Annotated in this window: 11 protein-coding genes and 1 tRNA gene; 5 read left to right on the top strand and 7 right to left on the bottom strand. The window is 27.1% G+C overall.

All coding sequences use genetic code 11. The features are described 5' to 3' along the window. The first annotated feature begins 3 nt into the window (after positions 1-3). Together EHF_RS02360 and serS are read left to right on the top strand one after the other, a co-directional pair. Positions 4-1,209, top strand: a complete 1,206-nt coding sequence (locus tag EHF_RS02360) for a 3-hydroxyacyl-CoA dehydrogenase (RefSeq protein ID WP_044194771.1) — start codon at positions 4-6, stop codon at positions 1,207-1,209. A gap of 74 nt (positions 1,210-1,283) precedes the next feature. After that, entirely contained in the window at positions 1,284-2,555 is a 1,272-nt protein-coding gene (serS, locus tag EHF_RS02355; protein ID WP_044194769.1) for a serine--tRNA ligase, read from the top strand. Positions 2,556-3,748: 1,193 nt separating this feature from the next. Here serS and EHF_RS02350 read toward each other — a convergent pair. Continuing rightward, positions 3,749-4,981, bottom strand: a complete 1,233-nt coding sequence (locus EHF_RS02350) for a dicarboxylate/amino acid:cation symporter (RefSeq protein WP_044194767.1) — start codon at positions 4,979-4,981, stop codon at positions 3,749-3,751. A 278-nt stretch (positions 4,982-5,259) separates the two neighbouring features. Between EHF_RS02350 and EHF_RS02345 the strand changes: the two genes are divergently transcribed. Next, the gene (locus EHF_RS02345) at positions 5,260-5,949 is read left to right on the top strand and encodes a VirB8/TrbF family protein (RefSeq protein WP_044194764.1); all 690 of its coding nucleotides are present in this window, start codon (positions 5,260-5,262) and stop codon (positions 5,947-5,949) included. A gap of 598 nt (positions 5,950-6,547) precedes the next feature. On the opposite strand, the gene EHF_RS02340 is transcribed toward EHF_RS02345, so the two are convergent. Further along, positions 6,548-7,102, bottom strand: a complete 555-nt coding sequence (locus EHF_RS02340) for a hypothetical protein (RefSeq protein ID WP_044194761.1) — start codon at positions 7,100-7,102, stop codon at positions 6,548-6,550. A gap of 168 nt (positions 7,103-7,270) precedes the next feature. Between EHF_RS02340 and EHF_RS02335 the strand changes: the two genes are divergently transcribed. Next, on the top strand, positions 7,271-8,572 hold the full coding sequence (locus EHF_RS02335) for a DNA recombination protein RmuC (RefSeq protein ID WP_044194759.1): 1,302 nt from the start codon (positions 7,271-7,273) through the stop codon (positions 8,570-8,572). Positions 8,573-8,681: 109 nt separating this feature from the next. Here the strand turns inward: EHF_RS02335 and EHF_RS02330 are convergent, their stop codons facing one another. The 5 genes from EHF_RS02330 to EHF_RS02310 all read right to left on the bottom strand — a co-directional run bounded on the left by EHF_RS02330 (position 8,682) and on the right by EHF_RS02310 (position 11,967). Then, on the bottom strand, positions 8,682-8,963 hold the full coding sequence (locus EHF_RS02330; RefSeq protein WP_044194755.1) for a DUF2312 domain-containing protein: 282 nt from the start codon (positions 8,961-8,963) through the stop codon (positions 8,682-8,684). A 213-nt stretch (positions 8,964-9,176) separates the two neighbouring features. After that, positions 9,177-9,842, bottom strand: coding sequence for a fructose-6-phosphate aldolase (gene fsa, locus EHF_RS02325; protein ID WP_044194752.1), 666 nt, complete (start codon positions 9,840-9,842; stop codon positions 9,177-9,179). Between the two features lie 5 nt (positions 9,843-9,847). Beyond that, complete coding sequence (locus EHF_RS02320) at positions 9,848-10,234, bottom strand: F0F1 ATP synthase subunit epsilon (RefSeq protein WP_044194750.1); 387 nt, start codon at positions 10,232-10,234, stop codon at positions 9,848-9,850. Next, a complete protein-coding gene (gene atpD, locus EHF_RS02315; RefSeq protein ID WP_044195866.1) occupies positions 10,234-11,703 on the bottom strand; it encodes a F0F1 ATP synthase subunit beta in 1,470 nt (489 codons plus the stop codon). The genes EHF_RS02320 and atpD overlap by 1 nt, the downstream gene beginning before the upstream one ends. A gap of 181 nt (positions 11,704-11,884) precedes the next feature. Next, positions 11,885-11,967 (bottom strand) — tRNA-Leu (locus tag EHF_RS02310). A gap of 189 nt (positions 11,968-12,156) precedes the next feature. Between EHF_RS02310 and mgtE the strand changes: the two genes are divergently transcribed. After that, positions 12,157-13,527 (top strand): magnesium transporter, encoded by a 1,371-nt coding sequence (mgtE, locus tag EHF_RS02305; protein ID WP_044194747.1) that lies wholly within the window; start codon positions 12,157-12,159, stop codon positions 13,525-13,527. Positions 13,528-13,629 lie beyond the last annotated feature (102 nt).

Here is a 13,629-nt window from a genome sequence, read left to right as displayed (position 1 = left end):
CAGATGCAAAAGGTAGCAGTTGTAAATTTTAAGAAAATCGATAACAGTGCTCTTATTACCTACATGGCAAAGTGTAATATTTCAGTTATTTTAATAAACTTAGATAGCAATGGTAATAATTTTCAAAATCAAGTAAAAAATGTAAGTTTAAATGATAATTTATCATGTCTTAAAGATGTAAAGTGGGTGATTAATATTGATTCTGAAAAATCAGAAGAAAATTACAATTTAATATATAATGTATATAATAAAATATTACCTTACCTTAGTAATAATATTATTATATCAGCCACCTCAAATTTTTTCTTAGATGTTGTGAGTAAAATACCATGTAATATATCCTGCAAATTTACAGTAGTATCCTTTTTTTATTATACTAATAAAATCAAATTGATAGAATGTGCTTACCATAATAGTCTTAAAGATAAAGGCATTGAAGTATTAAGCAGTCGTTTTCCTAATTTAATTATATGTAATAATATCCCAGGACTTATATTGGACAGAATATTTTCATTTTGGTTAATAATTTCGTTAATAGGAGCTTATAAATTCAGTATCAATGTAGAAGAAGCAGATTTTATTATAAGTAATCAATACATGGGAATACCACATGGAGCTTTCAATTTATTAGATGAAATAGGATTAGATAATTTTATATCTAGAATAAAATACTTAGTAAAACATCTACCAAATGACGATTATTTATGTAAGTTATATGATGCTATACCTACAGTAATATTACAAATGATTTCTGATGGATATATTGGCTCTATGAGCAAAATTGGTGGTGGATTCTATCGTCTTTATGAATCACATTATGGCAACAGTAATCAGGTTATAGATTTACATACTGGTTTATATAGGAAACCATGTATTATTAATTACGAATTTAGAAGTATTCAAAACTTATTTGATGTTCAAAATAAATATGGGCAATTTATGTGCTATATATGGTCTAATACTTTAATATATGTTTCATCTTTAATTCCAAAATTATCTTCTAATATATCAGTAATTGATAAAGCCATAAAACTAGCATATAACTGGAAGTATGGTCCATTTGAAATTATAGACCTACTTAATCACTCAATTGATAACAAGCTTTTTGATTCTGTTGAATATAACAATTTGCCACAGATTTTATCTATTAGAAAAAGAATGTATAATGATAAAAGACAATGCCTCAGTATAGACGGGACTTACCTTTAACATAGAAATTTTTTGTGTTTTTTTAATATAACCACGTATAAGATATAGAATATTATAGTAATTTATTGAACTTTATGCATGATGTAGATTTTATAAAACAGAATCCAGAATTATTTGACAATGCAATGCAAGCTCGAAATTTTGAAAAAGTTGCTCAAAAAATTATAGAACTGGATACAAAAAAAAAACATTTATTAACTCAATTATATTCTTTACAAAAAGAACGTAATCAAGTTACTCAAGAAATTGAAAAACTAAAAAGAGATAATATCCAGTGTAATACACAAATAGAATTGTCAAAAGATATAACAAAGAAAATAAACAATATTAACAATATGATAAGAGAAGATTCTCAATTAATTGATCTTCTTAATGTATTACCAAACATACCAGATGATAGAGTACCTATTGGAAAAGATGAAAGTAGTAACGTTGAGCTTAGAAGATATGGAAACAAAACAAATTTTGATTTTTCAATAAAGACTCATTATGAGTTAGGAGAAAATTTAAATCTAATGGATTTTAAACAAGCTGCAAGACTTTCTGGATCAAGGTTTGTAATACTTAAACACCAGCTTGCACAGCTAGATCGTGCTTTAACTAATTTTATGTTAGATATTCACACCAAGGAATTCGGTTATTCAGAAATATCTCATCCAATATTAGTACATGAATCCGCTATGTATGGAGTAGGACAATTGCCAAAATTTGCTAACGATTCTTTTAAAACAACAGAAAATTTTCGACTTATACCAACTAGTGAAGTAGTACTTACTAATTTAGTATCAAATATGAATATTAATGCATGTGATTTACCTATCAGATTTACTGCTTGTTCTCCATGTTTTAGGTCAGAAGCAGGAAGTGCTGGTAGAGATACAAGGGGCATGATGCGACAACATCAATTTAACAAAGTAGAATTAGTTAGTATCACAACTGAAGAACAATCAGCATTAGAATTGGAACGGATGACACAAGTTGCTGAAGAAATTTTAAAACGATTGGAACTGCCATATAGAGTAATGATGTTGTGTACTGGAGATATGGGTTTTTCAGCAAGTGTAACGTATGATATTGAAGTGTGGATACCAAGTCAGAATCAATATAGGGAAATTTCTAGTTGCTCAAATTGTAAAGCTTTTCAAGCACGTAGAATGAATACCAAATATACGACTATAAGTAATAATATTAAGATTAGTAAATTTGTACATACATTAAACGGCTCAGCTTTAGCAGTAGGAAGAACCATTATTGCAATTTTAGAAAATTATCAAAACAGAGATGGTTCTATAACAATACCATATGTTTTGAGGAAATATATGGATAATCAAGAAGTTATAAAATAACTATAGTGGACAGGATCTTGAAAAATAATGCAATTCCAAGTTTACAAGAAAGGTTATGATAAAAATTATAGTTATTTTATAAATTATCAGATAAACAATTTTCCTTGTTTCTTAACTATCGCTTCTTCCACTGATATTTCGATTATGGTAAGCCTTCGATAATCATTGTAATTTCAATAGAATATACAGTAATTTAATCTTATTCACCAAAAAGCCTAAAACGTAAAAGTAGATGTAATAAGTGCTATTCATTTTTTAAGAATATATAAAATAACGCTTACCACTACTTCAAGAAGTTTATTTCATACAAGAAACTGTATAATACCTTTAAAGATATATTATAATTTCATATTACCATTTCAATGAGGAGTACCAAAATACCTCAAATTAATTATTACATAAAAAATGAAAAAAACACCATTAATAACTAGCACCTTTATAATCAAACAATACTAATTAATATACAAATCAAATATAGTTCATATGATATAACTAATTTTAACAAGAACTGGTTATTATTGTTAAAAACTCTAAATTTTATACTTAAGGATGTCAGAATAAACATTTGAAAATATCTTCAAAAATTAATCTGAGTAATAAAATTTGTAGATATGATAAATATATTACGAGGTAGTTCTGAGCAAAAAAAGACGATCTCGTCGTATTCCGCAGTTCTAATCTGCTTTATTTAGCTTTTTTAAGTAGTCACAGCAGCATAACTCTCCTTATATAAATATTATATCATCAGAATCTGTCGTGTTCCAGTAAGCTATTTTAAAAATATTAATTTGATGAAAATGCAAAGTTCTAGATATTTCTTTCACGTTACTTTCTTATGACATATTAGGTGTTTGTGAAATGATATCCGAGACTACTACAAAATCAGGAGTTATTATTTGTAGCAATCAAAACCAGAGTAAAAATGCCTCTATTATTTCTTGTATTTTAAAAGTTATTAAAAAATATTTTTACTCCAAGTTTTAACTAGCTTATTAGTAACGTTTTTTCTATTACATCAACAATTTCTGGATTAGCAAATCTAATTACTTATTTTTAGCAGCAAAAAAAATATAATCATATTTATAAGTGTGATGAGGTAGGTATCAACACTTCAGTCATCCTTAATTGTAAAATAAATCAAAACAAATATTACTTAAATGTGCTTTACAAAATTCTTAGAAGATTCATCTATTTCATTTATCATCATTATTTATTAATTCTTTATCTTCTTTAGTAAGGAGCATATTTTCTTTATATACTATTTGAGTAATACATACATCTGACCATACGTTAATTGCAGTTTCAAACATATCTATTATTGTATATATAGGTAATATAACTCCCATAATACTTAAAGGTACTTTCATCGATATGAGATAACTCATAGCCATAAAGTAACAGCCCATTGGAACTCCAGCATTGCCAATAGCTGCCCCAGTAGCTAAAAATACCCATAAAAACATTTCACCAATAGAAAATGTATATTCATTCATTTCCGATACAAAAAATACTGTAATTAGTATGAAAGCAGCGCATGCATTCATATTAATAGTTGTACAAACTGGTAATATAAAAGACGATATTTTTTTTGGAATATTTAAGTGATCTTGCGTACAGCGAATAGTAGTCGGTAAAGTAGCTGTAGAAGATTTTGAAAAAAAAGCTATAGTTAAAGCTGGAAAAACACCACGAAATGTTTTTATTACAGAAATCTTTTTTAATTTTAGCAATAACGGCAATACTATGAATGCTTGTATAAAATTTGCTATCATAATACACAGTAAATACTTTAAAATACTTGATATATTATATCCTTCTTTTAGATTATATAATAATATAGTAATAAATGACCATAATGCTATAGGCATTAGCTTTAGAATAAGTTTTGCTATTTCTAAAAATGTATCAAAGAGAGCATCAAAAATTTTATGAAGCAATTTGCGCTTGTTTTTATCAGGTAATAATAGCAGTGCTCCTCCTATAAGAAATGCAAGTATAACACATCCAATTACATTATTATCTAAAAATACTTTAATAAAATTATAAGGCAATATAGAGATCAAATATGACAAATAATCTGGAGCATTAAGCTCATTAGTACTTAACATATTATGTATAAGCTCTTTTTTTGATGGATCAATTAATAAATATGTAATAAGAGCTATAGTAGCTGCAATAATTGTAGTAGATATGGTATAAAATATGGTTTTCTTTATTAAAATTTTTATTTCTATCAAATTTGCTAATCCAGAAATTGTTGATGCAATAGAAAAAAATACTACTGGTAAGCTAATTAGCTTAAGTAAATTAATAAAAATATCTCCAAATACTTTAGCAGATTCAATTATCCACGATTGATCCATATAATATGAAATTATAGCAAAAATGATAGGAATCAAAATTTTAAAACCAAATTTATGAATCATAAAATACAAAAATAAAATACAATGCACATATGCTAATACACATTAGTATTTGATAATAGATGTTTTTTTATAAAATTTTCTATTTAATTAGGTAGAAAAAATTAAAATTACACAAATCTATTATAATATTTGGAATAGGGCATTATATATATTTTAACTGTACACCGTTACTATAAATTTTATAAACATTTTTATAGTAATTAAGCAAATTTGATAGTATCACTACTTTCATAGTAATGTTTATATATATTATATTTGTATATTTTATGTAGAGTTTTATGAATCAGAACCAGAGTAATAATGATAGATATATTGGAAGCAATAAATATTTTCAAGATGCATTCAATTGGTACTGTAGTCGTTATTTATTATGTGTAACTGAAAGAGCTTGGTTGATTGTAATATCACTTGTTATATCTTCTATGTTATTAATACTGGTACTTAATATATTTTCATATTTTCCATTAAAAACAGAGTTTTTCTTTATCAAATATACCGATCATTACACTGATGAATTTTCTGTGATAAAAAAGCTAAGCACTAATAATGAAGATAGCGAGGAGACAATACTATCACAATATCTTGTTGCACAATATGTTAAAAAATATGAATCATACTTGCATAATGATTTAGATAATCAATTTAATTTTATAAAAAATAATTCTTCAAGGAAAATATACTTAAGATTTAAGGATATGATAGCTTCTAAGCATTATACTGATAATTCACAGCATAAAAGAATATCCATTAAAACAATAATACATAATGTTAAAGTTTTATCAAAAGATTTTACTTCTTTAAATAATGCTATTGTTACTTTTAAAACACAAGTTGCGATAAATGGAATAGCATCACATTTGCAGTCTCACAGAGTATTAGTCACTTTTTCTCTATCTAGTATTAAAATGGCTGCATCAGGCATTATGCCATTAGAATTTATTGTACATGATTATAAAAAATTAGATTAAGAATAAAAATAACATAATTTCTAGTATAACATTATTATTTTCCATAATAATTATTATGTAATTTAATTTTTGAATACTAAAAAATATAAACAATATACAAAAATATTCTGCTTATGATATTTAAGTATCATAAAATAGTAAATCCCATACATACTTTAATGCATTGTAAAGTGTTGACTCAAACTTTATTATAAACCTATCAAATTATGTATGGGGTTTTTACGAGTCTGTTTATATAAGCATTACATAATACTAAAATTATTACTAATATAGAAAAAAATCTTACCCTGTGATAAAAGCATATTTTTTTAGTAAGTTACTTGCATCAAAATGATCTTAATATACAAGATTCACAATCACAGCACTGCACAAATCTCATGAAAATAATATTTGTATTTACTTAAAAATTAAAAACTAAGTAAGTCATTTTGACTAGTCAGTAATATATATAGCAAATGTATTGATTAAAAATATGCTTTAGACGACAATACCGACACCCCTATAGTAGATAATTGAAGTTATTTAACAAAAGACATACTACTAAAAATTAACAGATTCCTAAAATAATAGCTATCAAAAATTCAAATAATAGACTTTTCTAATTGTTAATCCTACTATAAGCTCCTCCTTGCATAGGAATGACTTCCACAATATTTTGTATTAACTTTCTCCAAGAAGTCAGTGGAAAAGTTATACTATTAAGCTGAGGATCATCACTATCTTTACATATATCTTTAAGATCTTTTTTTAGCTTAGATAAAGTCATTTTACCCTGACCAGAACATATTATTTCACCATAATCTTGTATATCATCTATATGAAGAATTATTCCTATAGGATTACCGGTTTTTTCTGCATTAACAATAATTGAAGTCTGAGTTAAAAAATCTACTACTTTAGATTCTTTTACTAATATACACTTCCATACTTTAATATTTTCTTCTTCACCTTTCATGAAAAATATATAACGTGGTATAACCTGTTGTTTATAATGAAAAGGAACTGGTTCATCTCGTAAAAAAATTAACTTATTATCTATTGTAACAATGCCCATACATACAGATTTATAGAACCATACATAATCTATGTATGTGGTCACTCTATTTAAAAGCTGAGATTTATCAACATTTACACCATTTATATGAAATATCATGTTATACCATTGTTAATTAATAATGCAGGTATTATATATTAATATTTTTATAAAAAAAGTAAAAATTTTAGTAAATTTTTCATAATAAAGTTTCACCCACAAGCATAAATCATAGAATAATTATTCTTTTTATTGTATTTATATAAAAACCATGAACATAAAAAAACTATGATAATAATTCTTATATGCGTTTTGGAAGGGTTATTAATAGCTTTAATTAGTTATTTTATTGCATTGAAATGTAGAATATCAAAGCCTGATTATCAAATCCTTAGTATGCTTAAAAATGGCTTAGAAAACCAAGTAAAGAGATTAGAATATGAAAATAATCACTTAAAAAGTAAAAACGATGAATTTTCTAGTAAATTGCAAAATATGCAAAATAAGATTACAGAGTTAGAATTCGAAAAAAAGACTTTACACAATACGCTTGACTTATATAAAAATGAATTTACAACAATTGATGAGAAATATAAACTATGTTTTGAAAATTTAGCAAATCGTATTTTTGATGAAAAAACAGATAAATTCAATAAAATATCTCTAGAAAATTTAAGTAGAATATTAAATCCGTTACAAGAGCATATTAATTTATTTAAAAAGAAAGTTGATGATTCATTTAATGTACATAATAAAGAACAATTCTTATTAAAACAAGAAATTCAGAGGATTATACTTGCAAATGAAAAAATCACTTTACAAGCTGAGAACTTAGCTGATGTTTTGAAAGGAAATGTCAAAATTCAAGGCAACTGGGGAGAAATGATACTAGAAAAAATATTAGAGAGTTCTGGTTTAAGGAAAAACCAAGATTATATTCTACATGGTACTGGTATGGATTTGCAAGATAGTGAAGGTAAGAAACAACAACCCGATGCCATTATTAATTTACCAGAAAACAAACATTTAATTGTTGATTCAAAAGTCTCTTTAATTCACTATGAAAAATATTTTTCAACAAAATCAGAGGAATCAAGAAATACCCTTCTTAAACAATTTATAACATCTATAAGGGTACATGTTAATGTACTATCAAATAAAAAATATCAAAACATAGAAAAATTAAAAACACCAGATTTTGTATTGATGTTTATTCCTATAGAAGGTGCATATACCCTTGCAATGCAGGAAGATATTATGCTGCATAACTATGCATGGAATAAAAAAATAGTCATAGTATGTCCATCAACGTTATTTGCTACTTTAAGGACAGTTGAATCTGTTTGGAGATTAGAGCGCCAGAATCGTAATACTATGGAAATAGCACGTCAAGGTGGCGCATTATATGATAAGATTGTAGGATTTATGTCTGATATGCAAAAACTTGGAAAACAAATGAATGTTTTAAGTAGTGTATATAGTGATGCAATGAAAAAATTATCAGAAGGACATGGTAATATTTTATCACGTACTGAAAATCTAAAACATTTAGGTATTAAAACTTCAAAAAAAATACTAGAAGATGTATGATATTTTCATGCCTTCTTTTATATAAATCCCATGTATAGTAATGTTGTCTTTAAATTCTTCATAAAACAGAAATAATAAAAACAATCTCTTCCTTTGTAGAAAAATAAACTTACTCATCAATTTCAATTAATATTCCAAGTGCTCTTTTATAAGTCATTAAGAGCATCTCATGTTCTTCTCTATCATCATTGCTCATCTTTCTCAATTTTACTATTTGTCTCATTACTTTAGCGTTGAATCCATTACTATTTGCTTCATTATATATTTTCCTAATATATTGACTTATCTCTTCTTTTTCAGATTCCAGTTTTTCAATTCTTTCTATATAACGTTTTAAATTTTCAATAACTACATTATCTTTATCTTTTGAACTAAGATTAGAAAGGGACATGCTATTTTCTCATGTTTATATATAAAGCAGTATATCATAAATCTAGTAAACATAAACCATCAAAATCATGATATTTTATTATAAACATGAATAATTATAATTTTCTACAATGCTATAAAAAAGCCGATGTACAGCTACCTACAAATGTTACATACCTTTTTAATATAATACCTACAAAAAGATATCAAAAATTTTACATTTTAAACTTTTTCCCTAAGAAGAAAATATTTTTTTCCCAGACGTGTTCCAACTTTGTAAAAAATCCTCAAGACCTTTATCAGTAAGAGGATGTATAAACATTTGCTTAAAAATAGATGGAGGAACTGTAACTATATCAGCACCTATTTCTGCAGCCTGTATAACGTGTGTAACACTACGTATAGATGCTACAAGAATTTTAGTATTAAACGCATTATAGTTAGTATAAATGTTATGTATAGCTTCAATTAGCTGCATTCCCGATTGTCCAATATCATCTATTCTTCCCACAAAAGGAGATATAAAATAAGCTCCAGCCTTTGCTGCTAAAATTGCTTGAGATGCAGAAAAGCAAAGAGTTATATTAACTTTTATATTATATTCATAAGATAAAATTTTACACGCAATTAACCCATCATAAGTTAAAGGCAGTTTTACTACAATGTTATCAGCAATTTTAGATATTTCTAAACCTTCTTTAATCATATCTTTATAGGATGTAGATATGACCTCAATACTAACCGGGCCTGTGATTAATGAACAGATCTTTAAAATCAAATCATGACACTCTAAATTTGATTTTGATAATAATAATGGATTAGTTGTAATACCATCTATTAAACCAGTAATGCTAAATTCTTTTAAAAAATCTATATCTACAGTATCAAGAAATATTTTCATAAGATCTAATTTATTATTTTGTTTATAAAAGTTAAATGCCTTTCTGCCATTTTAAGTAACATTTTATCACTTATAGAATTTAATATTTTTTCTATATCTTCCTTATACCCTTTAAGCATAACAGTATTAACATCACAAGCATTAATGAACTGATTTGCTATAATTTTACAATTATATGGATCCACCCTTAATATAGGATTTAATACATAAAATATACTAACACCTGTATCAATCTTTAACTTAACAAGACCAGAACACAATTCTATAATAAATTTTTCATGTCCAGGCAATATTACAAATTCTCCATCTACAACATATGACGTAATAGATAGAACATTAGATATATCTAAAAAAGCATCTGGGGTAATAAATTCAACAGAGAGATACTTCATTAAACTTTACCTTCTTTTTGAAGCAATTCCGCTTTTTTTATAACATCGTCTATACTACCAACCATATAAAATGCAGCTTCAGGTAGATGATCATATTTACCTTCCACTAATCCCTTAAAACTTGAGATAGTATCTTCAATAGACACAAACTTACCAGGAGCACCCGTAAATACTTCTGCAACATGAAAAGGCTGTGACAAAAATTTTTGAATCTTTCTTGCTCTTGCAACTATAAGCTTATCTTCCTCAGAAAGCTCATCCATACCAAGAATTGCAATGATATCCTGCAACGATTTATACGTCTGTAATATACGTTGTACCTCCTTAGCAACTTCATAGTGTTCTTGACCTACAACATCAACAGATAATGCTTGAGAAGCTGAGTCTAAAGGATCAACAGCTGGATATATCCCTAATTCAGATATTTGTCTTGACAAAACAGTTGTTGAATCAAGATGAGCAAAAGAAGCAGCAGGAGCAGGATCTGTCAAATCATCCGCTGGTACATATATTGCTTGTACAGAAGTAATAGATCCATTATTAGTAGAAGTAATTCTTTCCTGCATTGCACCCATTTCAGCTGCTAACGTTGGTTGATAACCAACAGCAGACGGTATTCTACCTAATAATGCTGAAATTTCTGATCCAGATTGAGTAAACCTAAAAATATTATCTACAAAAAATAGAACATCCTGGCCTTCAGCATCTCTAAAATATTCAGCCATAGTCAAAGCTGATAATGCAACTCTTAATCTGGCTCCAGGAGGCTCATTCATTTGGCCATATACTAAAACTGCCTGCGACTGATCTTTTTCCGTTAAGTTTATCACCCCAGATTCTATCATCTCATGATAAAGATCATTGCCTTCACGTGTACGCTCCCCAACTCCAGCAAAAACTGATACTCCTTTATGTGCCTTTGCAATGTTATGTATTAATTCCATAATCAATACAGTTTTACCTACCCCAGCACCACCAAATAAACCAACTTTTCCACCTTTAAGATATGGAGCAAGTAAGTCTATTACTTTAATTCCAGTTACCAATACTTCAGTTGCAATTTTTTGATCAGTAAGCTTAGGACTTTCTGAGTATATCGGTTTAATAATATAACTTGATTCTTCTAATGGACCACACTCATCTATTGTATTACCTAATACATCAAAAACTCGACCTAATGTCCCACGACCTACAGGAACTGATATAGGAGCACCAGTATCAATAAATTTATCATTTCTAGATAAACCATCAGTTCCATCAAGTGCTATACACCTTACAATACTATCACTAATATGTTGAGATACTTCAAGAATTAATTTTTTTCCGTTATAAACCTCCTTACTTTTTAATGCATTAAGTATTTTTGGTATTTTACCATTAGCAAATTTTACATCTACAACTGCCGTCATAACACGAACTACCAACCCAACATTTTCACTCAATGCATCAATAACTTGTGTATCTTTCATACTATTCTTACTTTTGCTATTCTTAACATTACCTTTTGCTTTACTAGCTAAACTTGACATCTTATACCTTACAATAAAAAACCAGCAAGGGAAATCCCCCCTTTTTAAACTATTATTAAAAACTCACCAGTATTGTAATAAAATAAAAAAAACTTGCAACAACTAACAATTTATTTTTAAGTACCCCTAGCCGGACTTGAACCAGCACATTCTTTCGAACAGTAGATTTTGAGTCTACCGCGTCTACCATTCCGCCATAGGGGCTAAAAATATTAAATACCATATATAAATTTTAATTTTTAGTCAACGATTAGATTGAAGGAATATTACCTTGAAAACTAAATATTTATTATTAACATTAAAAATGTATTTAAAATTTATTCATATAACCTATATACTTGTTGTTGATAATTTTTTGTATTATTCGTCAATAATCTTAAGGACTATATTACTATGTATACACAGGAAAGTAGCCATACTTTACACTATATATTAGATGAAAAAACTAGTAACTCTTTAACTGAAGCACTAGAAACACAAAATTACCCAATAATAGAAGAAATAATTAATAAGTCAGATAATGTACAACTTGCATATTTCTTATTAACTTCAACATATCAACATCGTAAAGAATTTTTAAATAATATAAATGGTAATCTAGTTAAAGATATTCTTATTCACCTTGTTCCAGATCTACGCCAAGAAATAATTAAAATTTTAGGAATAAAAAAAGTAGCATCTTTAATATCTCAACTAAGTACAGAAGATATAGTCACAATTATTGAAGATCTTGATAAAGAAAGTCAGATAAATATTTTAAATGTATTACCAGAAAGTAATAAAATTCACGTTAACGAATTATTATCATATCCGGAAGAAAGTGCTGGTAGATTAATGCATAAAGATATCATTATTGCCCCAGAGTACTGGACCATAAGTCAGTTATTAACTTTTTTAAAGCAAAATAACAAATTAAATAAAGAATTTTATGAAATTTTTATTGTAGATCCTAAGTTAAATCCTATAGGATATTTAAGGTTAGACAATATAATCTGCTCAAACAGTACTCAGATCGTAAGAAACCTTATGAAAACTGATATAAAAATTATAAAATCGCACACTACACAAGAAGAAGTCGCAGAAATTTTTAGAAAATATTCTTTACTATCAGCTCCAGTCATAAATAAAGACGGCAGAATCATAGGATCGATAATAGTACACGATATATTAAATGTAATACATCAAGAAGCTGAAAAAGATGTTTTACATTTAGGGATGGTATCTAATAATGATATTAACTCTCCTCTTTTAAAAACCGTTGTTAAAAGATTGCCATGGCTAATCATAAATCTACTTACAGCTACGATTAGTTCAATGATTATAGGAATATTTAGCAATACTTTGCAACATTTTATAGCATTATCAGTAATAATGCCAATCATTGCATCTATGAGTGGTAATGCAGGACTACAAGCTTTAACCGTCACAATCAGGGCTTTATCTACTAAACAACTTACTAATAGAAATGCTCAGAGATTACTTTTTAAAGAATTATTTGTAGGACTTGTTAATGGTTTAATATTAGCAATTGTATCTTCTATAGCACTCATGTTAAGAGGCCAACATATCAACATTCAAATACTAGCAGGAACTTCAATGATAATTACCTTTTCGATAGCAACATTTTTAGGTACAGCCATACCAATGATATTGAATCTTTTTAAAATTGATCCAGCTATATCTTCCTCTATTATCATATGTGCTACAAGTGATACCTTGTCTTTTCTAATTTTTTTAGGAATGGCTACAATGTTTTTATTATAAATAATATCCTGTTATATCTTATATAAAAATATATATAACACTTTGGTTTATTATGTTTGCATAAGGAATTTACTAATAAGAAAATATATGAATAGATTTATA

The sequence above is a fragment of the Ehrlichia japonica genome (assembly GCF_000632845.1).
Classification (GTDB): Bacteria; Pseudomonadota; Alphaproteobacteria; order Rickettsiales; family Anaplasmataceae; genus Ehrlichia; species Ehrlichia japonica.
The sequence above is the reverse complement of the archived record's forward strand: the minus strand, read 5'-3'. Positions and strand labels throughout refer to the sequence as shown.

Excerpts from the sequence above, each read along its gene's own strand:
- EHF_RS02360 (WP_044194771.1), top strand. The coding sequence starts at position 4 with ATGCAAAAGGTAGCAGTTGTAAATTTTAAGAAAATCGATAACAGTGCT.
- serS (WP_044194769.1), top strand. The coding sequence starts at position 1,284 with ATGCATGATGTAGATTTTATAAAACAGAATCCAGAATTATTTGACAAT.
- EHF_RS02350 (WP_044194767.1), bottom strand. The coding sequence starts at position 4,981 with ATGATTCATAAATTTGGTTTTAAAATTTTGATTCCTATCATTTTTGCT.
- EHF_RS02345 (WP_044194764.1), top strand. The coding sequence starts at position 5,260 with ATGAATCAGAACCAGAGTAATAATGATAGATATATTGGAAGCAATAAA.
- EHF_RS02340 (WP_044194761.1), bottom strand. The coding sequence starts at position 7,102 with ATGATATTTCATATAAATGGTGTAAATGTTGATAAATCTCAGCTTTTA.
- EHF_RS02335 (WP_044194759.1), top strand. The coding sequence starts at position 7,271 with ATGATAATAATTCTTATATGCGTTTTGGAAGGGTTATTAATAGCTTTA.
- EHF_RS02330 (WP_044194755.1), bottom strand. The coding sequence starts at position 8,963 with ATGTCCCTTTCTAATCTTAGTTCAAAAGATAAAGATAATGTAGTTATT.
- fsa (WP_044194752.1), bottom strand. The coding sequence starts at position 9,842 with ATGAAAATATTTCTTGATACTGTAGATATAGATTTTTTAAAAGAATTT.
- EHF_RS02320 (WP_044194750.1), bottom strand. The coding sequence starts at position 10,234 with ATGAAGTATCTCTCTGTTGAATTTATTACCCCAGATGCTTTTTTAGAT.
- atpD (WP_044195866.1), bottom strand. The coding sequence starts at position 11,703 with ATGAAAGATACACAAGTTATTGATGCATTGAGTGAAAATGTTGGGTTG.
- mgtE (WP_044194747.1), top strand. The coding sequence starts at position 12,157 with ATGTATACACAGGAAAGTAGCCATACTTTACACTATATATTAGATGAA.